The 22,603-nt window shown below is 62.5% G+C and carries 20 protein-coding genes; 14 read left to right on the top strand and 6 right to left on the bottom strand.

Annotation, left to right across the window (positions count from 1 at the left end; translation table 11 throughout):
- Window positions 1-12: 12 nt before the first annotated feature.
- Window positions 13-1,665 carry an acyl-CoA dehydrogenase family protein gene (locus ACUXVH_RS24125; protein WP_065363626.1) on the bottom strand — a complete coding sequence of 551 codons (1,653 nt, stop codon included), beginning with the start codon at window positions 1,663-1,665 and terminating at the stop codon, window positions 13-15.
- 74 nt (window positions 1,666-1,739) lie between these two features.
- On the bottom strand, window positions 1,740-4,106 hold the full coding sequence (locus ACUXVH_RS24120) for a hybrid sensor histidine kinase/response regulator (RefSeq protein ID WP_011063644.1): 2,367 nt from the start codon (window positions 4,104-4,106) through the stop codon (window positions 1,740-1,742).
- A 289-nt stretch (window positions 4,107-4,395) separates the two neighbouring features.
- Between ACUXVH_RS24120 and ACUXVH_RS24115 the strand changes: the two genes are divergently transcribed.
- The 4 genes from ACUXVH_RS24115 (at window position 4,396) to ACUXVH_RS24100 (ending at window position 7,909) form a co-directional block, all read left to right on the top strand.
- Window positions 4,396-5,193, top strand: a complete 798-nt coding sequence (locus ACUXVH_RS24115; RefSeq protein WP_015637156.1) for a hydroxymethylpyrimidine/phosphomethylpyrimidine kinase — start codon at window positions 4,396-4,398, stop codon at window positions 5,191-5,193.
- Between the two features lie 18 nt (window positions 5,194-5,211).
- Window positions 5,212-5,835 carry a thiamine phosphate synthase gene (thiE, locus tag ACUXVH_RS24110; protein ID WP_011063646.1) on the top strand — a complete coding sequence of 208 codons (624 nt, stop codon included), beginning with the start codon at window positions 5,212-5,214 and terminating at the stop codon, window positions 5,833-5,835.
- Window positions 5,836-5,852: 17 nt separating this feature from the next.
- Window positions 5,853-7,136: a glutamate-1-semialdehyde 2,1-aminomutase gene (gene hemL / locus ACUXVH_RS24105; protein ID WP_011063647.1), complete on the top strand. Its 1,284-nt coding sequence runs from the start codon at window positions 5,853-5,855 to the stop codon at window positions 7,134-7,136.
- A 218-nt stretch (window positions 7,137-7,354) separates the two neighbouring features.
- Entirely contained in the window at window positions 7,355-7,909 is a 555-nt protein-coding gene (locus tag ACUXVH_RS24100) for a tetratricopeptide repeat protein (protein ID WP_011063648.1), read from the top strand.
- Window positions 7,910-7,986: 77 nt separating this feature from the next.
- On the opposite strand, the gene ACUXVH_RS24095 is transcribed toward ACUXVH_RS24100, so the two are convergent.
- Window positions 7,987-8,313, bottom strand: a complete 327-nt coding sequence (locus ACUXVH_RS24095; protein WP_007927079.1) for a DUF1820 family protein — start codon at window positions 8,311-8,313, stop codon at window positions 7,987-7,989.
- A 134-nt stretch (window positions 8,314-8,447) separates the two neighbouring features.
- Between ACUXVH_RS24095 and miaB the strand changes: the two genes are divergently transcribed.
- From miaB to lnt, 5 genes are all read left to right on the top strand, one after another.
- Window positions 8,448-9,776, top strand: coding sequence for a tRNA (N6-isopentenyl adenosine(37)-C2)-methylthiotransferase MiaB (miaB, locus tag ACUXVH_RS24090; RefSeq protein ID WP_011063650.1), 1,329 nt, complete (start codon window positions 8,448-8,450; stop codon window positions 9,774-9,776).
- Between the two features lie 113 nt (window positions 9,777-9,889).
- Complete coding sequence (locus ACUXVH_RS24085) at window positions 9,890-10,909, top strand: PhoH family protein (RefSeq protein WP_065363625.1); 1,020 nt, start codon at window positions 9,890-9,892, stop codon at window positions 10,907-10,909.
- On the top strand, window positions 10,902-11,360 hold the full coding sequence (ybeY, locus tag ACUXVH_RS24080) for an rRNA maturation RNase YbeY (protein WP_011063652.1): 459 nt from the start codon (window positions 10,902-10,904) through the stop codon (window positions 11,358-11,360). Before ACUXVH_RS24085 ends, ybeY begins: the two co-directional genes overlap by 8 nt.
- Window positions 11,361-11,402: 42 nt before the next feature.
- Complete coding sequence (locus ACUXVH_RS24075; protein ID WP_011063653.1) at window positions 11,403-12,242, top strand: HlyC/CorC family transporter; 840 nt, start codon at window positions 11,403-11,405, stop codon at window positions 12,240-12,242.
- A 190-nt stretch (window positions 12,243-12,432) separates the two neighbouring features.
- The gene (lnt, locus tag ACUXVH_RS24070; RefSeq protein WP_053160199.1) at window positions 12,433-13,956 is read left to right on the top strand and encodes an apolipoprotein N-acyltransferase; all 1,524 of its coding nucleotides are present in this window, start codon (window positions 12,433-12,435) and stop codon (window positions 13,954-13,956) included.
- Window positions 13,957-14,000: 44 nt separating this feature from the next.
- Here the strand turns inward: lnt and ACUXVH_RS24065 are convergent, their stop codons facing one another.
- On the bottom strand, window positions 14,001-14,762 hold the full coding sequence (locus tag ACUXVH_RS24065; protein ID WP_015637160.1) for a YdcF family protein: 762 nt from the start codon (window positions 14,760-14,762) through the stop codon (window positions 14,001-14,003).
- Between the two features lie 127 nt (window positions 14,763-14,889).
- On the bottom strand, window positions 14,890-15,210 hold the full coding sequence (locus ACUXVH_RS24060) for a hypothetical protein (RefSeq protein WP_011063656.1): 321 nt from the start codon (window positions 15,208-15,210) through the stop codon (window positions 14,890-14,892).
- Window positions 15,211-15,470: 260 nt separating this feature from the next.
- On the opposite strand from ACUXVH_RS24060, the gene leuS reads away from it, so the two are divergent.
- The 5 genes from leuS (at window position 15,471) to ACUXVH_RS24035 (ending at window position 21,510) form a co-directional block, all read left to right on the top strand.
- Window positions 15,471-18,077, top strand: coding sequence for a leucine--tRNA ligase (gene leuS, locus ACUXVH_RS24055; protein ID WP_065363624.1), 2,607 nt, complete (start codon window positions 15,471-15,473; stop codon window positions 18,075-18,077).
- An 89-nt stretch (window positions 18,078-18,166) separates the two neighbouring features.
- Entirely contained in the window at window positions 18,167-18,772 is a 606-nt protein-coding gene (locus ACUXVH_RS24050; RefSeq protein ID WP_015637163.1) for an LPS-assembly lipoprotein LptE, read from the top strand.
- A 40-nt stretch (window positions 18,773-18,812) separates the two neighbouring features.
- Window positions 18,813-19,850, top strand: coding sequence for a DNA polymerase III subunit delta (gene holA, locus ACUXVH_RS24045; protein ID WP_065363623.1), 1,038 nt, complete (start codon window positions 18,813-18,815; stop codon window positions 19,848-19,850).
- Between the two features lie 112 nt (window positions 19,851-19,962).
- On the top strand, window positions 19,963-20,124 hold the full coding sequence (gene arfA / locus ACUXVH_RS24040; RefSeq protein ID WP_015637164.1) for an alternative ribosome rescue factor ArfA: 162 nt from the start codon (window positions 19,963-19,965) through the stop codon (window positions 20,122-20,124).
- 63 nt (window positions 20,125-20,187) lie between these two features.
- Complete coding sequence (locus ACUXVH_RS24035) at window positions 20,188-21,510, top strand: lytic murein transglycosylase (RefSeq protein WP_015637165.1); 1,323 nt, start codon at window positions 20,188-20,190, stop codon at window positions 21,508-21,510.
- Window positions 21,511-21,556: 46 nt separating this feature from the next.
- Here the strand turns inward: ACUXVH_RS24035 and ACUXVH_RS24030 are convergent, their stop codons facing one another.
- Window positions 21,557-22,504, bottom strand: coding sequence for a S66 peptidase family protein (locus ACUXVH_RS24030; protein WP_011063662.1), 948 nt, complete (start codon window positions 22,502-22,504; stop codon window positions 21,557-21,559).
- Between the last annotated feature and the right edge of the window lie 99 nt (window positions 22,505-22,603).

Below are 22,603 nucleotides of genomic sequence, written 5' to 3'. Positions count from 1 at the left end.
CGCCGGGGAGGGTCAGAAGCCCTGAGGGGAGGAGCGGGCGACAATGGCCGCCACGTCCAGGCCACGCGGCAAGGTGCCGTAGACCCGCCCGCCCTGGCCGCCCAGGCGGCTGGCGATAAAAGCGTCGCTGACCACCTGGTTGCCGGCTTCCAGCAAGAGCTTGGCCTGCAGGCCCAGGGCAATGTCCTCGGTGAGTTGACGAGCACGGTATTGAATGTCGCCGGTGTCCTTGAAGCTCTCCTTCAGCCCGTTGATATGGGCGGCCAGGCGCTTGTCGCCATGGCCATCGCCCAATTCGGCGAACAAGGCGTCCAGCACGCCCGGCTCCTTCGACAAGGCTCGCAGCACATCCAGGCATTGCACGTTGCCGGAGCCTTCCCAGGTGGAGTTCACCGGCGCCTCGCGGTACAGCCGTGGCAGGATGCTGTCCTCGACATAACCGGCACCGCCCATGCACTCCGCCGCCTCGTTGATCATCGCCGGGGCCCGCTTGCAGATCCAGTACTTGCCCACCGCCGTCACCAGCCGGGAAAACTTCGCCTCCTGGGCATCGTCCAGATGATCCAGGGCCCGCCCCATACGCATGCTCAGGGCCAGGGCCGCTTCGCTTTCCAGGGCCAGGTCGGCCAGCACGTTCTGCATCAGGGGCTGCTCGCTGAGCACCCGCCCGCCCACGGTGCGATGGGCACAGTGATGGCTGGCCTGGGTCAGGGCCTGGCGCATCAGGGAGCTGGAGCCGACCATGCAATCGAAACGGGTCATGGCCACCATCTCGATAATGGTCGGCACGCCGCGGCCTTCCTCGCCGATCATCCAGGCCAGGGCACCGCGGAACTCCACTTCGCTGGAAGCGTTGGAAAGGTTGCCGAGCTTGTTCTTCAGGCGCTGGATATAGAACTGGTTGCGCGTGTCATCGGGACGGTGCCGGGGCAGGAGGAAGCAGGTCAGGCCCTTGTCGGTCTGGGCCAGGGTCAGGAAGGCATCGCACATCGGCGCCGAACAGAACCATTTGTGGCCCACCAGCTCGTACGCCTGCCCGGGGCCGCCAGCCCCCACCGGGTAGGCCCGGGTGGTGTTGGCACGCACATCGGTGCCGCCCTGTTTCTCGGTCATGGCCATGCCGATGGTCAGCCCGGCCTTGTGTTGCATGCCGACATTGCGCGGGTCGTACCGGGTGGCAAGGATCTTGGGCAGCCACTGGTCGGCGATATCCGGTTGCAGCTTCAAGGCCGGTACACAGGCGAAGGTCATGGTCAGCGGGCATCCGCTGCCGGCCTCGGCCTGGCTGTGCAGATAGGTCATGGAGGCGCGGGCAACGTGGGCCCCCGCTTGCGGATCGGTCCAGGGCAGTGAGGTCAGGCCGGCTTCGATCGCCGCCTGCATCAATTGGTGATAGGCGGGATGAAACTCCACCAGATCGATCCGGTGGCCAAAGCGGTCGTGGCTGGAAAATACCGGTTTGTTCTGATTGGCCAGGAACCCCGCCTCCATCAACGGACCACCGGCCAGGGCGCCATAGGCGTCGACCCGCGACTCGGCCCAACCGGCATCGAAACGGCGCATCCATTGCTGCAGCGGCAGGTCGATCCGATAGAGATTGGCGCCGTCCAAAGCTGGCGGCTGGTTGGTGACTTCGTGGGTTTCAGCGAACTGGTGGAGGTTCATCGCGGGGCTCCTTCAGGGTGTGCCAAGACCCCAGTTAAGCACCGCCCCCACCCCGAACAAAGTGGCATACCTGCCTAAATGTCGGCGCTTTCGCCCTGTTCCACAGAGAGCACATATCTCGACAATGCCGTTTGCAAGGCCTCGAACTTCACCGGTTTAGCCAGATAGTCGGAGCCAGCCCCCGCCGGGCAGCCCTCTTTGCCGGGCACGCAGGCCAGCAGGATGGGCAATTGGGAATAGCCGGGCAGCGCCTGGGCCTGCAAGCGAAACGCCCCCAGTTGCGCCGTGGACATCTCGCCATCGATCAACACCGCACTGACCAGCTCACGCCCGAGCAATTGCAGGGCATCAGTAGGGCTACCGGCGGTGCGCACCTGGTAGCCCAGCTTGAGCAGCATGCCCCTGACCACCAACTGATTGACGTCGTTGTCGTCCACCAGCAGCACGGTGCAGTCCCGGGGCAAGCGTCGCGCCACTGCCACCGGCGAGCGCGGGGCGGGTTCCTGGGCGTCGAACTCCACCAGCAGGCGGAAACAACTGCCTCGGCCTGGCGTGGATTCGTGGGTCAATTGCCCGCCCAGCAACTCCACCAACTGCCGACAGATCGCCAGGCCGATACCCAGCCCGCCATATTCACGGGTCATGGAACCATCGAGCTGGAAGAAACGCTGATACAGGGTCGCTTCATCCAGGTTGACGAAGCCAATACCGCTGTCGATCACCTCGAAACTCAGGCTGACCCGCTGCGCTGACACGGAACGCGTGAGCACCCGCAGCACCACGCTGCCCGAAGGGGTGAACTTGATGGCATTGTCCAGCAGGCACTCCAGGCAGTGGCTGAGTTTGCAGCGGTCGCCCTGCAAGCGATCGGGCAGCCCGGCGCTCAAGTCGATCTGGAAAGCCAGCGACTTGGCGGCGGCACTGGCGCCGTATTGGGTCTGCAGTGTCGTCAGCAGGGAGCGCAGGCTGAACGGCTGACGCTGGGCACTGAGCTTGCCGGCCTGCAGCTCGGTCAGGGTCAGAATGCCGTTGACCATGCGCATCATGTCCCGCGCCGAGCCGGCCGCTGTCTGCTGGTATTGCTCCAGCTCCGGATCCAGTTCCAGGGTCTGCATCAGTTCCAGGGAGCCGATGACGCCATTCATCGGGGTCCGCAGCTCATGGGTCAGGGTGGCCAGGAATTCGTCCTTGAGCCGGTTGCTGTGGGCCAGTTGCTGGTTCAACACTTCAAGCTTCTGCCCGGCTTCGAGCAGTGTCTGGGCCTGTTGCTCACGCATGGCATTGATGCGATCGGCCAGGGCCAGGGACAGCAACGCCACTTCGATCGCCGAGCCGATCTGGCTGGCGTACATGGTCAGGAACACATTCGGCAGATAACCCAGCACCATCAAGGTGTTGATCACCCCTCCAAACAAAAAGGCCGACCAGGCGATGATGAAATAGCGTGCCACGCGCAGGCCTCGACACCAGGCGACAATCCCGGCCACGTAGATCACCACGGTGAACACCAGGGCCAGGGTGGTGGCCAGGCGCAATGCCAGGGCATAACTGGTCATCAGTGAAAGCGCCATGACCAGCGCGCCAAAGGCCATCAAGGCCAGTAGCACACGGTCGACCCAGGGGCTGTGGCGGGAAGTCTGCAGGAAGCTGCGGGCGAACTGGCTGCCGAACAAACCTGCCGAACCGATGAAGAACGGTGTCGCGGCATTGGCCCACCAGGGGCTGTCGGGCCAGAAGTACTCCACTGCGGCGCCGTTGACCGACAGCTGATAGAGACCGAAGGAAGCGATATAGACGATGTAGTAGAGGTAGCTGGTGTCCCGCACGCTGAGGTAGATGAACAGGTTGTACACCAGCATCCCCAGCAGCACGCCGTAAATCAGCCCGAGCACATACAACCGCACCGGCTGGGCTTCCAGGTAAGCACTGCTGGACCACAGGCTCACCGGCGCCTGGATCGAGCCTTCACTGGCCAGCCGCAGGTAGACGGTCTTGTGCTCGTGGGGAGAAAAATTCAGGTTGAACAGGTAGTTGTTCTGGCGAATCTCTCGACTGTCGAAGGGCAAGGCATCCCCGGTACGACCCGCCAGGCGATAACCACCAGACTCGTCAGGGACGTACAGTTCAAGGTGGTCCAGAGGCGGATAGGCCAACTCCAGCAACCAGCTGCGTTGTGCGCTCGGGTTGGCGGGGCGATAGTCGAGGTCGATCTTCAGCCAGAACGCCGAGCGCGAATAACCGGCGTTGAGGGTGTCTTTGTCGTGGGGTCTGAATTGTTCAGCCAGAGGCCCCGAGCTGACATCGGCAATGGTCGCCTCACCCCCCGCGTCTTCGAGTACTTGCATCACTCGGCCCAAGGGCAGGCGTTGAGTGAACTCGTCGAACTCGGCGGCGCCAGCCAGCATCGGCAAGCTCAACAGCAACATCAGCAAATAGTGCATAAAGCCCCAGCGTGGCTTGTCCGGTGGTGTCAGGAAGTCCCCCATTTCCCTTGAGCAGACGTAGAACCGGCATGACCTGTTATTGATTTGAATCCACTCTAGCATAGCCGCTGATGGCCATTGAACACCATTGTAAGTTTTAGTCTAAAGGCTCTAGAACGGGGCTTTCAGCGCAATCCAGCGGGCTAGAGCTGTTGCTTCGGTCAAGTGGGCTGGCCGGCGCCAGATCGCCCCTCTCTTATATGTCGAGCGCCGCGAAAAAAAACGTTTGGTGGTAAGCTCGCCGCCCATGAATATCTACAGCTCTCGCCCCGTTGTCCTCTGTCTCTCCGGCCACGACCCCAGTGGTGGCGCCGGCCTGCAGGCAGATATCGAAGCCCTGCTGGCTCAGGGTTGTCATGCAGCTCCGGCTGTCACCGCGTTGACCGTGCAGGACACGGTCAATGTCAGCGACTTCCGCGTCCTGGATCGCGAGTGGGTATTGGCCCAGGCCAATGCCGTGCTCAACGACTCCACGGTAGCGGCGGTCAAGCTGGGCATGCTCGGTTCCCTGGAGATGGTCGACACCGTGGTCGAGCTGCTCCAGGCCCACCCGCACCTGCCAGTGGTCTGCGATCCGGTGTTGCGCGCCGGTGGCGGTGGCCGGCTGGGCAAGGATGAGGTCGGCTACGCCATGCGCGAGCGCCTCCTGCCCCTGGCAACCATTGCCACCCCCAACCTTCCCGAAGCCCGAATTCTCGCGGAACTGCCTGAAGGCAGCGCCGACCAATGCGCCGAAAAACTCCTGCCCTTCGTCAAGCATTTGCTGATCACCGGCGGCCACGGCGATGAACACGAAGTCCACAATCGCCTGTACAGCCGTGACGGCCTGCGCAAAACCTATACCTGCCAGCGCTTGCCGGGCAGCTACCACGGCTCCGGCTGCACCCTGGCCAGCGCACTGGCCGGCCGCCTGGCCCAAGGTGAACACCTGGCCAGTGCGGTGAAGTCCGCCCTGGATTACACCTGGCGCACCCTGCGCGATGCCGAACAGCTTGGCCGTGGCCAGTTCGTTCCGCGCCGCTTGCCGCTGGATTTCTGCTCGTAATGTCATGAGGCCTGCTCAATGAAACTACGTGGTCTGTACGCCATCACCGACAGCCAACTGTTGGCCGGCAAGTTTCTGAAGTACGTGGAGGCGGCGCTGGAAGGCGGTGTCACGCTGTTGCAGTACCGCGACAAAAGCGACGACCAGGCCCGCCGACTGCGGGAAGCCGAAACCCTGCTGGCCTTGTGCGAGCGCTACAAGACCCGTTTGATCATCAACGATGATGCCGAGCTGGCGGCGCGTATCGGTGCCGGCGTGCACCTGGGCCAGACTGATGGCCCATTGACCCCGGCCCGAGCCTTGCTGGGCCGCCAGGCGATCATCGGTGCCACCTGCCACAGCCAGTTGCCACTGGCCGAGCAAGCCGCCAAGGAAGGCGCCAGCTATGTCGCCTTCGGCCGTTTCTTCAATTCCACCACCAAGCCCGGCGCGCCTGCGGCCAGCCTGGAGCTGCTGGACCAGGCCCGGGCCAGCCTGCACCTGCCGATCTGCGTGATCGGCGGCATCACCCTGGACAACGCCGCGCCACTGGTGAACCACGGCGCCGACCTGCTGGCGGTGGTCCACGGCCTGTTCGGCGCCGAGAGCGCCGAAGAAGTGACCCGCCGCGCCCGCGCCTTCAACGCCCTATTCAACAGCTGATTTTTGAGAGCCCGATCATGTCTCGTTCCGAAACCCTGTTTGCCAACGCCCAGAAACACATCCCGGGTGGCGTCAATTCGCCTGTCCGCGCCTTCAAGAGCGTGGGCGGCACCCCGCTGTTCTTCAAACACGCAGAAGGTGCCTACGTCACCGACGAAGACGACAAGCGCTATGTCGACTACGTTGGCTCCTGGGGCCCGATGATTCTTGGCCACAGCCACCCTGATGTCCTGGACGCCGTGCGCAAGCAACTGGAACACGGCCTGTCCTACGGCGCACCGACCGCCATGGAAACCGAAATGGCCGACCTGGTGTGCTCCATCGTGCCGTCGATGGAAATGGTGCGCATGGTGAGTTCGGGCACCGAAGCCACCATGAGTGCCATTCGCCTGGCCCGTGGCTTCACCGGCCGGGACAGCATCATCAAGTTCGAAGGCTGCTACCACGGCCACTCCGACAGCCTGCTGGTGAAGGCTGGCTCCGGCGCCCTGACCCAAGGCGTGCCGAGCTCCGCCGGTGTGCCCGCGGCTTTCGCCAAGCACACCCTGACCCTGCCCTTCAACGACATTGCGGCGGTGGAAAAAATGCTCGCCGAAGTAGGCCAGGAAGTGGCCTGCATCATCGTTGAGCCAGTGGCCGGCAACATGAACTGCGTACCCCCGGCACCAGGTTTCCTCGAAGGCCTGCGTCGCCTCTGCGATCAGCACGGCGTAGTGCTGATCTTCGACGAAGTGATGACCGGTTTCCGTGTTGCCCTCGGTGGCGCTCAGGCCCATTACGGCGTGACACCCGACCTGTCGACCTTCGGCAAGATCATCGGCGGCGGCATGCCGGTAGGCTGCTTCGGCGGCAAGCGCAAGATCATGGAGCACATCGCGCCCCTGGGCCCGGTCTACCAGGCCGGCACCCTGTCCGGCAACCCGCTGGCCATGGCCGCTGGCCTGACCACTCTGCGCCTGATCAGCCGCCCGGGCTTCCACGCCGAACTGAGCGACTACACCAGCCGTCTGCTCGAAGGCCTGCAACAACGCGCCGATGCAGCAGGCATTCCGTTCGTCACCACCCAGGCTGGCGGCATGTTCGGCCTGTACTTCAGCGGTGCCGATGACATCGTCACCTTCGACGATGTGATGGCCAGCGACGCCAACCTGTTCAAGCGCTTCTTCCACCTGATGCTGGAAGGCGGCGTGTACCTGGCGCCGAGTGCCTTCGAAGCGGGCTTCACCTCCATCGCCCACGGCGAGGCCGAGTTGCAACTGACGCTGGATGCGGCAGAGCGGGCATTCGCCGCCCTGAAGTAAGCGCTGGACGGCGGGCGTGTGAAACATCACGCCCGTTGTAGTCTTTACTTGAATTTTCTGCAGTGAAACCTGCAAATGCTGATGAATCCTTGGGATATAGCGCCCACGCAGCAGAAAAACGAGTAAAGACTTTGTAAGGTGGGCCCTGCTTATTTCATAATGCGCGCTTATTGGGCCCCACGCTGGGCCCCGCGCCCCTCAGAGGTAAGTCGATTCCCATGAACCGCACCGGCCGCGCCCTGACACTGGGCTGCCTGTTGCTCCTTCAGCCCCTGCTCGCGCATGCACAAGCAGGTGGCAACTCGTTGTTGATCCCGGCGCTGGGTCGCTGCACCCTCGATCCCCAGGCTCAGGACCAGGCCGAGGCCCTCACCGCCTGCCAGAAGGCCGCCGACGAGGGGGATGCCGAGGCGCAATACGAGTTGGGCGAGTTCTACTACGAGGGCAAAGGTGCGCCGCAAGATTTCAATCAAGCCCTGAGCTACTTCGAAAAGGCCTCCTTGCAAGGCCATGCCCAGGCGCAATTCAAGCTGGGCACCATGTTCTTCCACGGTGAAGGCGTGCCGGCCAATAACGTGCAGGCTTACATCGTGCTGAAGATGGCTGCGGTCAATGGCGCCGAAGACGCCCTGGACACCGCCGACGAAGTCGCCGAACACATGCAGCGCGACGAACTGGAAGTTGCGACCCAGGTACTGGGACAGATTTTCCGCAAATACCTGATGGAACTGCAGAGCGCCGATGGGCGTTCACCCTTCTCGCCCCTGCCGTAGGCATTTGCGCCTCAGTCGCCGGTGAGCCGGCTTCCACACAGACAACCGCCCTCCCGGAAAGACGGAATCGGCCAGGCTTACTTTTCCGGCATCGGCATCGGGAACGGCATGACATTGCTCACCCCGCGGGCCTCGCTGATCTTCGGCGTACCCAGGCGCTCGACTTCATCGATGCGCACGATCGAATGCATCGGCACAAAGCTGCGCACTACACCTTCGAACTGGGCCTTGAGCTTCTCCTCGCTCGGGTCAACGACCACTTGCGTGCGCTCGCCAAAGACGAACTCTTCCACTTCCAGGAAACCCCACAGATCACTCTGATAGATCTGCTTGGCGTACATTTCGAACACCTGGCCCTGGTTGAGGAAAATCACCTTGTAGATTGGAGCTTCACGTTTGGTCATGGCGGGCGGGTAACACATCGGGGGACAAAAATAGGGCGCGAACTATAGCATAGCTACCCGATGCACAACCCTAGGAACCTGTGGGCATGGCCCCTATAATGCGCGGTTCTTTGAATCACGTGATGATCCCGTCCATGGCCAAGAAGCTTTACATCGAAACCCACGGTTGCCAGATGAACGAGTACGACAGCTCGCGCATGGTGGACCTGCTGGGCGAACATCAGGCCCTGGAAGTCACCGCACGCGCCGAAGATGCGGACGTCATCCTGCTCAACACCTGCTCCATTCGCGAACGCGCCCAGGACCGGGTGTACTCCCAGCTCGGGCGCTGGCGTGAGCTCAAGCTGGCCAATCCGGACATGGTGATCGCCGTAGGCGGCTGCGTGGCCAGCCAGGAGGGCGCGGCCATCCGCGACCGCGCACCCTATGTGGACGTGGTCTTCGGCCCGCAGACCCTGCACCGCCTGCCGGAAATGATCGACGTCGCGCGCATCACCAAATTGCCGCAGGTCGACGTCTCGTTCCCGGAAATCGAAAAGTTCGACCACCTGCCCGAGCCCCGGATCGATGGCCCCAGCGCCTATGTCTCGGTGATGGAAGGCTGCAGCAAGTACTGCACCTTCTGCGTCGTGCCCTACACCCGCGGCGAAGAAGTCAGCCGGCCCTTCGACGATGTGATCGCCGAGATCATCCACCTGGCGGAAAACGGCGTCCGCGAGGTGACCCTGCTGGGCCAGAACGTCAACGGCTATCGCGGCCAAACCCACGACGGGCGCATGGCCGACCTGGCCGAATTGATTCGTGTGGTTGCCGCGATCGATGGCATCGAGCGAATCCGCTACACCACCTCACATCCGCTGGAGTTCTCCGACAGCCTGATCCAGGCGCATGCCGAAGTACCAGAACTGGTGAAGCACCTGCACCTGCCGGTGCAATCCGGTTCGGACCGGATCCTCGCGGCCATGAAGCGCAATCACACCGCCCTGGAGTACAAGTCCAAGCTGCGCAAGCTCAGGGCGGCTGTTCCGGGAATCTGCATCAGTTCGGACTTTATCGTCGGCTTCCCAGGCGAGACGGAGAAGGATTTCCAGCAGACCATGAAACTGATCGAAGACGTCGGTTTCGACTTCTCCTACTCCTTCGTCTACAGCCAACGGCCGGGAACACCGGCCGCCGACCTGGCCGACGAAACACCGGAGGCGGTGAAAAAGGAACGGCTCAACGCCTTGCAGCACCGCCTCAACCAGCAAGGTTTTGAAATCAGCCGACAAATGGTCGGCTCTACCCAGCGCATCCTGGTGACCGACTACTCGAAGAAAGACCCGGGCGAACTGCAGGGACGGACCGAGAACAACCGCATCGTCAACTTCCGCTGTGACAATCCCACGCTGATCGGCCAGTTCGCCGACGTGTACATCGACTCGGCGCAGCCTCACTCGCTGCGCGGCTCCCTGCTGCAATAACCTGGCAGGGAAAAGCCCCAGCAGCCCTTGCTCCGCATAAGAGCTTTCGCACCCAGGCTGCTGGCGTTATCCTTGAATTCATCTTAATTGCCGTTGGGCGGCTAAAAACGACCTTGAACGCACCCATAGAACCTCATCGTTTCATCCTCGAGCCCTTCGAGGCTCGCCGCTTCGCCAATCTGTGCGGGCAATTCGACGAGCATCTGCGCTTGATCGAACAGCGCCTGACGATCGAGATCCGCAACCGCGGCAATCAGTTCGAACTGATCGGCGAACCCAAGCAAACCACCTCCGCGGAAAACCTTCTGCGCCGTCTCTACCGGGAAACCAAGGGCACCGAGCTGTCGCCGGACCTGGTCCACCTGTTCTTGCAGGAGTCTGCCGTGCAAGAGCTGGACAACCCTTCGGTAGCCGATGCCGCCGTGGCCCTGCGCACCAAGAAAGGCATGATTCGCCCCCGCGGCCTGAATCAGCAGCGCTACGTCAAAGAGATCCTCGGCAACGACATCAACTTCGGCATTGGCCCGGCCGGTACCGGCAAGACCTACCTGGCCGTGGCCTGCGCCGTGGACGCCCTGGAACGCGAGCAGGTGCGACGCATCCTGCTGGTGCGCCCGGCGGTAGAAGCCGGCGAAAAGCTCGGTTTCCTGCCCGGCGACCTGGCCCAGAAGATCGACCCCTACCTGCGCCCGCTGTACGACGCCCTGTATGAAATGCTCGGTTTCGAATACGTGGCCAAGCTCATCGAACGCCAGGTCATCGAGATCGCGCCCCTGGCCTACATGCGCGGCCGCACCTTGAACAACAGCTTCATCATCCTCGATGAGAGCCAGAACACCACCGTGGAACAGATGAAGATGTTCCTGACACGGATCGGTTTCGGCTCCACTGCGGTGATCACCGGCGACATCACCCAGGTCGACCTGCCCAAGGGCACCAAGTCCGGCCTGGCCCATGTGATCAACGTACTCAAGGATGTGCCTGGTATCAGCTTCACTCACTTCATGCCCAAGGACGTGGTGCGCCATCCGCTGGTGCAACGCATCGTCGAAGCCTATGAGCGCTTCGAACTGCACGCTGCCGACGAGGCCGCCAAGGCTGCCGCAGACCGAGGCAACCGCCACGATGCTTGAGCTTGACCTGCAGCGCGCCAGCCAACAGCCGGCCCCCAGCGATGAACAGTTCCGCCAGTGGTGCGAGCTGGCCCTGCGCCAGCGCACCGCCGATTCGGAACTGACCATCCGCCTGGTGGACGAAGCAGAAGGGCGTGAGCTGAACCACACCTGGCGTCATAAGGATTACGCCACCAATGTGCTGTCATTTCCTGCCGATGTACCGGATGAGCTGCTGGATATCCCATTGCTGGGGGACCTGGTGATCTGCATTGCGGTGGTCGAGCGCGAAGCGGCTGAACAAGGCAAGGAACTTCAGGCCCATTGGGCCCATCTGGTGATTCACGGCTGCTTGCATCTGTTGGGCTACGACCATATAGATGACGACGAAGCCGAAGAAATGGAAGCGCTGGAACGAACGTTGCTTGCAGAACTGGGTCATCCGGACCCTTATGCAGATGACGAAAGCTGATCAACAACCCCCTGTAACAACCAAGGATTCAGAGCAATCGCTATGAGCGAAGATCGATCGAGCAACGGGCAAAAGTCATGGCTGGGCAAACTGACCCAGGCTTTTGCCCATGAGCCGAAAAACCGCCAGGAGCTGCTGGAGCTGCTGCGCGAAGCCCATCAGAACAAGTTGCTGGACAGCGAAGCGCTGGCCATCGTCGAAGGCGCCATCCAGGTCGCTGACCTGCAAGTCCGGGACATCATGGTTCCGCGCTCGCAAATGATCAGCATCAAGGCGACCCAGACCCCTCGGGAGTTCCTGCCCGCAGTCATCGATTCGGCGCACTCGCGCTACCCGGTGATCGGCGAAAGCCATGACGACGTGATGGGCGTCCTGCTGGCCAAGGACCTGCTGCCGCTGATCCTCAAGGAGAACGGTGACAGCTTCAACATCAAGGACCTGCTGCGCCCGGCGACCTTCGTCCCCGAGTCCAAGCGCCTGAACGTGCTGCTGCGCGAGTTCCGCGCCAACCACAACCACATGGCCATCGTCATCGACGAGTACGGCGGCGTGGCAGGCCTGGTGACCATCGAAGACGTGCTGGAACAGATCGTCGGCGACATCGAGGACGAACATGACGTCGAGGAAGACAGCTACATCAAGCCACTGCCCAGCGGCGACTTCCTGATCAAGGCGCTGACGCCCATCGAGAACTTCAACGAGTTTTTCGACAGCGACTTTTCCGACGACGAATTCGACACCGTAGGCGGCCTGGTCATGAGTGCGTTCGGCCACTTGCCAAAACGCAACGAAATCACTGAAATCGGCGCCTATCGCTTCCGCGTGCTCAACGCCGACAGCCGGCGGATTCATCTGCTGCGCCTGACCCCCATTTCCCGCTGAGGAAACGGGTCATCTGCCCTCCCCCGCACCGCGATATCGTCTTGAGGCCACTTGCCCGGCCTCAGGCGATACAGTGCGGGGACGCATCGGCCGAGCAGCGCTGCGTGACTCGACGCTCATCTGAAACAACCCAACCATTCTCCTCGTGCCTCGCCCGGTACGACACAGGAAAGAGCTGATGAAACGCCTCTTGCAGCGCTCAACCCGCCCCGGCTGGCCCGGCAACCTGCTGGCCGTGATCGCCGGCGCCATCACCACCCTGGCCCTGGCCCCCTACAACATCTGGCCTCTGGCGCTGCTAGCAGTCGGCCTGTTCTATGCCGGGCTGCGCGAGCTGACACCGCGCCAGGCCCTGGGCCGCGGCTGGTGCTTCGGCTTCGGCCTGTTCGGGGCCGGCACCAGCTGGATCTACGTCAGCATTCACACCTATGGAGGCGCCTCGGCCCTGCTTGCCGGCCTGCTGATGCTGGCCTTCATCGCCGCCATCGCCTGGTTTTTTGCACTGCCTGCCTGGCTCTGGGCCCGCTGGTTGCGACGCAATGAAGCGCCGCTGGCGGACGCCCTGGCATTCGCGGCCCTGTGGCTGGGCCAGGAAGCCTTTCGCGGCTGGTTCCTCACCGGTTTTCCCTGGCTGTATTCCGGCTACAGCCAGCTTGACGGCCCACTGGCCGGGCTTGCGCCGCTGGGCGGCATCTGGCTGATCTCCTTCTCCCTGGCCCTCACCGCAGCGCTGCTCTACAACCTGCCGCGACTGATCAAGGCCGGGCGCAAAGCCTTCATCGTTGCGGGCGTGCTCCTGTTGGCAGCCCCCTGGGTCGTGGGCCTGGCCCTGAAAGGCCATGCCTGGACCAGCCCGGCCGGAGAGCCGCTATCGGTCGCCGCCATCCAGGGCAATATCGAACAGAGCATGAAGTGGGACCCGGCCGAGCTCAACGCCCAGCTGGCGCTGTATCGCGACATGAGTTTTCGCAGCAAGCGCGTAGACCTGCTGGTCTGGCCAGAAACCGCAGTACCGGTGCTCAAGGAGTCGGCCGAAGGCTACCTGACGATGATGGGCAACTTTGCCGCCGACCGTCATTCCGCGCTGATTACCGGCGTTCCGGTGCGCCAACTGGTACGCCATGAAAAACGCTACTTCAACGGCATCACCGTGACCGGCGAAGGGGACGGCACCTACCTAAAGCAGAAGCTGGTGCCTTTTGGCGAGTACGTGCCCCTGCAGGAAGTGCTGCGCGGCCTGATCGACTTCTTCAACCTGCCGATGTCGGACTTCGCCCGCGGCCCGGCCGACCAGCCGCTGCTGCAGGCCAAGGGCTATCAGATAGCGCCGTTCATCTGCTACGAAGTGGTCTACCCCGAATTCGCCGCCAGCCTTTCGGCCCGTAGCGACCTGCTACTGACCATCAGCAATGACACCTGGTTCGGCACTTCCATCGGCCCCCTGCAACACTTGCAGATGGCGCAGATGCGCGCCCTGGAAGCCGGGCGCTGGATGATTCGCGCGACCAACAACGGCGTCACCGGGCTGATCGATCCGTTCGGCAGGATCACGGTGCAGATTCCCCAGTTCGAGCGCGGCATTCTGTACGGCGAAGTCGTGCCCATGCACAACCTGACGCCGTATCTGCAATGGCGCTCCTGGCCGCTGGTGGTGCTCTGCACCCTGCTGTTTGGCTGGGCCTTGCTGGCCAGCCGTATTGCCAAGACCGTTTGAGGGCCCTCACTGGCAATCCGGCTCCCAAGGGAGCCGGATTGCCATCAGCGATAGAACAACCGGTAGCCCAATTGGCCCATTGCCTCATTGAGCAACTGCCCGCTCTGCCAGATCGACTTGAACTCAGGCATCCAGCCTCCCAGCGGACGGGCGTTATCCATTCCCAGGAACCCCACGGGTGCAGGCACCACTTCAAACCCGGCGTGCTCGAAACTCCACACCGAGCGGGGCATGTGCCAGGCCTGGGTCACCACCACCACACGCTTGATCCCCAATGGCAGCAGGACTTCGGCGCTGAACTGCGCGTTTTCCCAGGTGGTGCGGCTGCGGCCTTCCTGCCAGCGCACCGTCACGCCAAAGTCATCGAGCAGGGATTGCGCCATCAACGCAGCCTCGGTGGGCGGCGTACCGTAATGCAAGCCGCCGCTGGTCAGCACCGGCAACCCGGAGGCCTTGGCCAGGCGCGCGGCATAGCGTTCGCGCTCCAGGCCCACGCCGGTGGGCTGATCAGAGCCCCACGCCGGATCGCCCCGCTCCCGCCCCGAACCCAGCACCACAATCACATCCGCCTGCTCGGCCAGGCTCGCCCATTGGCTTTGGGGCAAGGGCGGCAGGCGCTCCAGACCGCGCGCGCCCCACTCCACCATGACCGGCAGGCTCATCAACCAGAAACCACCCAGCCCCAAGGCAAAACACCAACCTGCCAGCCGTGGCCGGGAACGGCGCAAGCCCCAGGCAAGCAGCAGCAACAGCAATAGAATGCCGGGCGGCAGCAGCAACTGTTTGATGAAATAGCGAAAAGGCATCGAGCATCTCCAACAAGATGCCCGAAGCCTAAAGGGGATACCTGTCCGGCAACAACCAATGCCTGGTATTTTTGCTCCCGAGGTCCTCGGCCGCGACCTCGCTCGACCCGATAAGGGGCCCTGGGACCTACTTGAACTGCTGAGATCGGACTTTCACCGATGCCTTGACGGGCGCCTGATCCTTCAGCCAAATGATCTTGGCCGAACGAGGCACCTCCTGGTGTTGCAGACTGCCCATTGGATTGATCTGCATTTCACGTTGATGGCGGGCCAGATAGGCCCTGATCAATTCAAACTCCGCCCGGCTCAACCCCCGCAGCTCCAGCTCGATAGGCCGCTCATTGCGCAGTCGATCCGCCGTTTTTGCCGCATCCAGGGCCAGAGCCAGTCGATTGAGGAGCCTTTCATACACCTCCGGTTCTGTTGCTTTTCGCTGCGATTCAAGCATCCGTTCACCTCATCGAAGATAAGACTCACTCCCCTTTTTGAGCTTAGTCGGACAGCCGAAAGCGACGCGCCGCCGCGACCAACGGCCCGCCCGAGCAATCAGGGTTTCCCTCGGCAGAGTGCGGTCATGTATGCTACGGCGCTTCCTGTAACTCCACTTCCAGCTCCATCGGGCACTGAAAAACGCCGCATTTGGCGTCATCGCCACCCGAAGTTGCGTTGAAGAGGATTAGGCCACCCCTATTCAGTACAAAAGTAGCCATGCACGAACACTATCAGCCCCGTGAAATCGAAGCCGCCGCCCAGTCGTTCTGGGACGAGCAAAAGTCCTTTGAAGTCAGTGAACAGCCAGGCAAGGAAACTTACTACTGCCTATCGATGTTCCCTTACCCCAGCGGCAAGCTACACATGGGGCACGTGCGCAACTACACCATCGGCGACGTGATCTCCCGCTACCAGCGCATGCAAGGCAAGAACGTTCTGCAACCCATGGGTTGGGACGCCTTCGGCATGCCGGCGGAAAACGCCGCGATGAAAAACAACGTGGCTCCCGCCAAGTGGACCTACGAAAACATCGCCTACATGAAGACCCAACTGCGCAGCCTGGGCCTGGCGGTGGACTGGTCCCGCGAGGTCACCACCTGCAAGCCGGACTACTACCGCTGGGAACAGTGGCTGTTCACCCGCCTGTTCGAAAAAGGCGTGATCTACCGCAAGAACGGTACCGTGAACTGGGACCCCATCGACCAGACCGTGCTGGCCAACGAACAGGTGATCGACGGCCGCGGCTGGCGTTCCGGCGCGCTGATCGAAAAGCGCGAAATTCCGATGTACTACTTCAAGATCACCGCCTACGCGGATGAGCTGCTGGAGAGCCTCGACGAACTGCCGGGCTGGCCCGAGCAGGTCAAGACCATGCAACGCAACTGGATCGGCAAATCCCGTGGCATGGAAGTGCAATTTCCCTACGACCAGGCCTCCATCGGCGAAGCCGGGACCCTGAAAGTCTTCACCACCCGTCCAGACACCCTGATGGGCGCGACCTACGTTGCCGTGGCAGCCGAGCACCCGCTGGCCACCCTGGCGGCGCAGGACAACCCCGAGCTGCAGGCCTTCATCGCCGAATGCAAGGGTGGCAGCGTCGCCGAAGCCGACATGGCGACCCAGGAAAAGAAAGGCCTGCCGACTTCGCTGTTCGTCGAGCACCCGTTGACCGGTGAAAAACTCCCGGTCTGGGTCGCCAACTACGTGCTCATGCACTACGGCGACGGCGCAGTCATGGCGGTACCGGCCCACGATGAGCGCGACTTCGAGTTCGCCACCAAGTACAACCTGCCGATCAAGGCCGTGGTACGCACCAGCGCTGGCGATGAAACTCCGGCGCCCTGGCAGGACGCTTACGGCGAGCATGGCGAGCTGATCAACTCCGGCGAGTTCAACGGCCTGGACTTCCCTGGCGCGTTCGATGCCATCGAAGTGGCGCTGCTGAAGAAGAACCTCGGCCAATCGCGCACCCAGTTCCGCCTGCGGGACTGGGGCATCAGCCGCCAGCGCTACTGGGGCTGCCCGATCCCGATCATCCACTGCGACAGCTGCGGCGATGTACCCGTCCCGCAAGAGCAGTTGCCGGTGGTATTGCCGGAAGACGTGGTTCCCGATGGCGCCGGTTCGCCACTGGCGCGCATGCCCGAGTTCTACGAGTGCAGCTGCCCGAAATGTGGAGCACCTGCCAAGCGTGAAACCGACACCATGGACACCTTCGTCGAGTCCTCGTGGTACTACGCCCGTTACGCCTCGCCGCACTATGAAGCCGGCCTGGTAGATCCGGCCGCGGCCAACCACTGGTTGCCGGTGGATCAGTACATCGGCGGTATCGAACACGCCATCCTGCACCTGCTCTACGCGCGCTTCTTCCACAAGCTGATGCGTGACGAAGGCCTGGTGAGTTCCAACGAGCCGTTCAAGAACCTGCTCACCCAGGGCATGGTGATTGCCGAGACCTACTACCGTCGCGAAGCCAATGGCAGCTACACCTGGTACAACCCGGCGGATGTCGAGCTGGAGCGTGACAGCAAGGCCAAGATCATTGGCGCCAAACTCATCTCCGACGGCCTGCCGGTGGAGATCGGCGGCACCGAGAAGATGGCCAAGTCGAAGAACAATGGCGTCGACCCGCAATCGATGATCGAACAATACGGCGCCGATACCTGCCGCCTGTTCATGATGTTCGCCTCGCCGCCCGACATGAGCCTGGAATGGTCCGACTCTGGCGTTGAAGGTGCGCACCGCTTCCTCAAGCGCGTCTGGCGCCTGGCCCAGGCCCACGTCAGCCAGGGGCTGCCGGGGGCTCTGGATGTAGCGACCCTGAGCGACGAGCAGAAAGCCATTCGCCGTGCAATCCACCTGGCCATCAAGCAGGCCAGCCAGGACGTAGGCCAGCATCACAAATTCAACACCGCCATCGCCCAGGTGATGACTCTGATGAACGTCCTGGAAAAAGCGCCGCAAGGCAGCGAACAGGACCGTGCACTGCTGCAGGAAGGCTTGCAGACCGTAGCCCTGTTGCTCGCCCCGATCACTCCACACATCAGCCATGAGCTGTGGGGCCAGCTGGGTCAAGGCGGCGCGATCATCGATGCCGGCTGGCCAGCCTTGGACGAAAGCGCGCTGGTGCAGGACAGCCTGCAACTGGTGATCCAGGTCAACGGCAAACTGCGTGGCCAGATCGAGATGCCAGCCAGCGCCAGCCGTGAAGAAGTCGAAGCGGCCGCTCGCAGCAACGAGAACGTACTGCGCTTCACCGAAGGCCTTACGATTCGCAAGGTCATCGTGGTGCCGGGCAAACTGGTCAACATCGTCGCCAGCTAATTGGATCAGGCGCCCGGTCCGGGATCGGGCGCCGAATAAAACCTCCAGGGCCACAAGGTTGGCCCATCTGGTTTCAAGGGGAGCAATACATGATCAAACGTAATCTGCTGGTGATGGGCCTGGCCGTGCTGCTGAGCGCCTGCGGCTTCCAGCTGCGCGGTACTGGAACCCAGGAGCTGTCCATCAAGGAACTGGACCTGAGCGCCCGGGACGCCTACGGCACCACCATCAAGATGCTCAAGCAGCAGCTGGAAAGCAGCGGTGTGCGAGTCCATGCCGGCGCACCTTACAAGCTGGTGCTGCTGAGCGAGGAGAACTCCCAGCGTACCCTCAGCTACACCGGCGGTGGCAGCTCGGCCGAGTACGAGATCGGCACCACGCTCAGATATGAGATCCTGACTCACGACAACCTGCACCTGCTGGATGACAAACTGGAAGTGCAGAAAGTCTTCCTGCACGACGGCAACAACATCACCGGTTCCGACCAGGAGTCTTCCGAGACCCGCAAGGAAATGCGTCGTGACCTGATCCAGCGCATGCTGATCCGTCTGCAATTGCTGACCCCGGAACAGCTTGCCCAGTTGCAGGCGACCGCCGAAGCCAAGGCCAAGGCAGAAGCCGACGCCCTGGAAGCCGCACGCAAGGCTGAGGCGGAAACCCCGCGACAGTCCCCTATGGAACTGCCGAACCAGTAAGCCATGCGGGGCGCTCCGGCGCCCCCCCTGGCACCCGCCTATGAAACTAGCCCCCGCCCAACTCGGCAAACACCTGCAAGGCACTCTCGCACCGATCTACGTGATCAGCGGTGATGATCCACTACTTTGTCAGGAAGCCGCCGACGCCATTCGCTCTGCCGTACGCCAGCAGGGCTTCGATGAGCGCCAGGTATTCAGCGCCGACGCCAGTTTCGACTGGGGCACCCTGCTGCAAGCAGGCGCCAGCATGTCGCTGTTCGCCGAAAAACGCCTGCTGGAATTGCGCCTGCCCTCGGGCAAGCCCGGTGACAAGGGCGCAGCAGCGCTGATCGAATACTGTTCGCGGCCTGCCGAAGACACGGTGCTGTTGATCAGCCTGCCCAAACTCGATGGCAGCGCGCAGAAAACCAAATGGGGCAAGGCGCTGGTCGAGGGTACCCAGACTCAGTTCGTACAGATCTGGCCGGTGGATGCCAACCAGCTGCCGCAGTGGATTCGCCAGCGCCTGTCCCAGGCCGGCTTGTCCGCCAGCCAGGATGCCGTCGAATTGATCGCCGCCCGGGTCGAAGGCAACCTGCTGGCTGCCGCCCAGGAAATCGAGAAGCTCAAGCTGATGGCCGAGGGCGGCCAGATCACCGTCGAAACGGTCCAGGCGGCGGTGGCCGACAGTGCCCGCTTCGACGTATTCGGCCTGGTGGACGCCATCCTCAATGGTGAAGCGGCCCATGCCCTGCGCATGCTGGAAGGCTTGCGCGGCGAAGGCGTGGAACCACCGGTGATTCTCTGGGCACTGTCCCGGGAACTGCGCCTGCTGGCCAACCTGGCCCTGCAGTTCAGCCAGGGCGTGCCATTGGACAAGGTCTTCAGCCAGGCTCGCCCGCCCGTCTGGGACAAACGCAAACCCCTGATGAGCAAAGCCCTGCAGCGCTACTCCGCACAACGCTGGGGCCAACTGCTGCTCGATGCCCAGCGCATTGATGCGCAGATCAAGGGACAGGCCAGTGGCTCGCCCTGGAGCAGCCTGAGCCGCTTATCGCTGCTGATGGCCGGCCAGCGCCTGACGCTTGCGGCCGAGTAAAGCTGCCACCCCGTCACGCTTACAATTTTCTGCATCCATGATGCTGGACAGCGGCCCGACTCTGGCCGATGATCTGCGCCGCAACACCTCCCTCCCAAAGTGAGTATTGAGCATGAGCAAGCCATCCAAGCATGGCCCCAACAAGGCCAAATCCATCGTCGCCCAGCCACTGTTCCGCAGCCGTCAGGAACGCCCGGCCAAGGGCAAAGGCAGCTACCGCCGCGAAGCCTTCCAGTCTAAAAGCTGGGAGGCTTCTTACTTTCTGGCTGCCTGAAGCCCAGAACCCCGCCGGCATGATAAGGTCTGCACCTGATTGTTATTCTCTCTGGACCCGTGCATGCCCTTTTGTCTTTCCCGTCGTTGGCACATGCGCCAACTGATCGCTGCCTCCAGCCTTATTCTGCTAGTCGCCTGCGCGGAAAAACCCACCGCCGCCGACGCCCAGCCACTGCCCAGCCTCCAGGCAGCCCCTCTTGCCGCACCTGCCACTGTCGCGCCCCTGACCGTCGACAACCTGGATATCCAGCCCACCCAGACCTTTGACCAATGGTTGAACGCCTTCCGCGCCGAAGCCTTGGGCGCCGGTATCCGTGCCGAAGTATTTGATCGCGCCTTTGCCGGCGTGACCCCGGACATGAGCGTGATCAAGGCCGACCGCAGCCAGCCCGAGTTCAGCCGCCCAGTATGGGAATACCTGGAGGGGGCGCTGTCCCCGGTCCGAGTACGCAAGGGCCAGGCACTGCTGGTGCAGTACAGCGACATCCTGCAACGGATCGAACAGCGCTACGGCGTCGACCGCCAGGCATTGGTGGCGGTGTGGGGCATGGAAAGCAATTTCGGCGACTTCCAGGGCAACAAATCGGTCATTCGCTCCCTGGCCACCCTGGCCTATGAAGGTCGGCGCCCGGCCTTTGCCAACAGCCAATTGATCGCTGCGCTGCAGATCATCCAGCATGGCGATATACAGCCCGAGAAAATGCTCGGCTCCTGGGCCGGAGCCATGGGCCAGACCCAGTTCATTCCCACCACCTACAACACCCACGCCGTGGACTTCGACGGCGATGGCCGCCGGGATATCTGGAACAGCCCGGCCGATGCACTGGCCTCCACCGCGCACTATCTGCAGAGTTCCGGCTGGCAGCAGGGACAGCCCTGGGGTCTTGAAGTACAGCTCAACAGTGGTTTCGACTACGCCCTGGCCGACGCCTCCACCCGCAAGACTGTAGGCGAATGGATGCGCCTGGGCATGACTCCTGCCAATGGCAAGGCCCTGCCTTACGGCTCGGAACACCTGTCGGCCTCACTGCTCTTGCCAGCGGGTTACCGCGGCCCGGCGTTCCTGATCCTGGACAACTTCCGGGCAGTGCTCAAATACAACAACTCCTCGTCCTATGCCCTGGCGGTGAACCTGCTCTCCGAACGCTTCGGCGGAGCCGGCCAGATCAGCGGCAGCTGGCCCAAGGACGACCTGCCCCTGAGCCGCTCCGAGCGCATCGAGCTACAGACACTGCTCAGTGCCAACAGCTATGACGCCGGCAATCCCGATGGCATCATCGGCGCCAACACCCGCAAGGCCATTCGTAATGCCCAACAGGCACTGGGCTGGCCCGCGGATGGCTATCCGACCCACAAGCTGCTGGAAAGCCTGCGCAATCGTTAGGAGCCGGTCCGGCGCAGGGGAAACACTCCCCTCGCCGGCCCTGCGATTACTTGAAGACCACATCCTGCGCCAGGGTCAGTTCCCTGGCTCCCGCATCCAGCCTGACCAGCGCGCCCATGGGCAAGGTCAGGTTGGGGTCGCAGTGACCACTGCGCCATCCCGCCAGCACCGGAATCCGCAGCGGTTCGAAGGTCTGCTTGAGCAAAGCGCACAACGCCGCAAAATCCACACCGGCCACATCCCCCACCAATACCCCACGCAGATTTTCCAGCTTGCCGGCCAGGCGCAGGTGATTGAGCAGGCGATCTATGCGGTACAGCGGCTCATTGACATCCTCGATAAACAGGATGATGCCGTCGGTATTGATCTCATACGGGGTACCCAGGGTACTGGCGATCAGCGACAGGTTCCCGCCCAGTAGGGAGCCCAGCGCAATGCCCGGCTCGATGGTGGTCAAGGGGAAGGCCACGGGATGGGGCAGCAGGCTGCCAGCCCGGGCCTGGCCTCGAAGCAGATTGAAAAAGGAGGCCTCGGTGGGCGCCTGCTTGTCGCCCAGCAGGTCGGCGTTGAGCATCGGCCCGTGAAAGCTCACAAAGCCGGCATAACGGTTGATCGCCAGGTGCAGGGCGGTGATATCGCTGTAGCCGACAAAGGGCTTGGGATTGCGCCGCAACAGATCGAAATCGATCTTGTCCAGCAGGCGGGGGCTGCCGTAGCCGCCACGCAGGCACAGAATGGCGTCTATGTCCGTGTCGGCGAAAGCCTCATGCAGATCCTTGAGGCGCGCTTCGTCGCTACCGGCCAGGTACCCCTCCTGCAACCCGACACCCGGGAAAATCCGTAGGCTGTATCCCCTGGAGCGCATCCATTGGTGGGCTTTTTCAGTATCCAGCGCTGCGGGACCGGCAGGTGCAATAAGGCCGATAACGCCTTCTGCGGCCAGCGCCGGCACCGGCAGGTGGGCGTTCAGCGCAGCAGTCGGTTGGATAGGCATGCAGATTCTCCCTGTGTGAATTCACCCAAGCACAGTAGCCATGAATGGTGTCAAACAGAAGAGGCGGGATTTAAAAAGCGGCGGGCGCTGCGAAAGTGC

Source organism: Pseudomonas sp. 8(2025) (assembly GCF_052665325.1).
This window is presented reverse-complemented; position numbering and strand designations above follow the sequence as displayed.

What these genes read in the sequence shown, in the direction of transcription:
- ACUXVH_RS24035 (WP_015637165.1), top strand. Translation starts at nt 20,188, where the DNA reads ATGCCCTTTTGTCTTTCCCGTCGTTGGCACATGCGCCAACTGATCGCT.
- ACUXVH_RS24065 (WP_015637160.1), bottom strand. Translation starts at nt 14,762, where the DNA reads ATGCCTTTTCGCTATTTCATCAAACAGTTGCTGCTGCCGCCCGGCATT.
- hemL (WP_011063647.1), top strand. Translation starts at nt 5,853, where the DNA reads ATGTCTCGTTCCGAAACCCTGTTTGCCAACGCCCAGAAACACATCCCG.
- ACUXVH_RS24030 (WP_011063662.1), bottom strand. Translation starts at nt 22,504, where the DNA reads ATGCCTATCCAACCGACTGCTGCGCTGAACGCCCACCTGCCGGTGCCG.
- holA (WP_065363623.1), top strand. Translation starts at nt 18,813, where the DNA reads ATGAAACTAGCCCCCGCCCAACTCGGCAAACACCTGCAAGGCACTCTC.
- ybeY (WP_011063652.1), top strand. Translation starts at nt 10,902, where the DNA reads ATGCTTGAGCTTGACCTGCAGCGCGCCAGCCAACAGCCGGCCCCCAGC.
- ACUXVH_RS24115 (WP_015637156.1), top strand. Translation starts at nt 4,396, where the DNA reads ATGAATATCTACAGCTCTCGCCCCGTTGTCCTCTGTCTCTCCGGCCAC.
- ACUXVH_RS24125 (WP_065363626.1), bottom strand. Translation starts at nt 1,665, where the DNA reads ATGAACCTCCACCAGTTCGCTGAAACCCACGAAGTCACCAACCAGCCG.
- ACUXVH_RS24050 (WP_015637163.1), top strand. Translation starts at nt 18,167, where the DNA reads ATGATCAAACGTAATCTGCTGGTGATGGGCCTGGCCGTGCTGCTGAGC.
- miaB (WP_011063650.1), top strand. Translation starts at nt 8,448, where the DNA reads ATGGCCAAGAAGCTTTACATCGAAACCCACGGTTGCCAGATGAACGAG.
- ACUXVH_RS24100 (WP_011063648.1), top strand. Translation starts at nt 7,355, where the DNA reads ATGAACCGCACCGGCCGCGCCCTGACACTGGGCTGCCTGTTGCTCCTT.
- ACUXVH_RS24075 (WP_011063653.1), top strand. Translation starts at nt 11,403, where the DNA reads ATGAGCGAAGATCGATCGAGCAACGGGCAAAAGTCATGGCTGGGCAAA.
- ACUXVH_RS24060 (WP_011063656.1), bottom strand. Translation starts at nt 15,210, where the DNA reads ATGCTTGAATCGCAGCGAAAAGCAACAGAACCGGAGGTGTATGAAAGG.
- arfA (WP_015637164.1), top strand. Translation starts at nt 19,963, where the DNA reads ATGAGCAAGCCATCCAAGCATGGCCCCAACAAGGCCAAATCCATCGTC.
- leuS (WP_065363624.1), top strand. Translation starts at nt 15,471, where the DNA reads ATGCACGAACACTATCAGCCCCGTGAAATCGAAGCCGCCGCCCAGTCG.
- ACUXVH_RS24095 (WP_007927079.1), bottom strand. Translation starts at nt 8,313, where the DNA reads ATGACCAAACGTGAAGCTCCAATCTACAAGGTGATTTTCCTCAACCAG.
- ACUXVH_RS24120 (WP_011063644.1), bottom strand. Translation starts at nt 4,106, where the DNA reads ATGCACTATTTGCTGATGTTGCTGTTGAGCTTGCCGATGCTGGCTGGC.
- thiE (WP_011063646.1), top strand. Translation starts at nt 5,212, where the DNA reads ATGAAACTACGTGGTCTGTACGCCATCACCGACAGCCAACTGTTGGCC.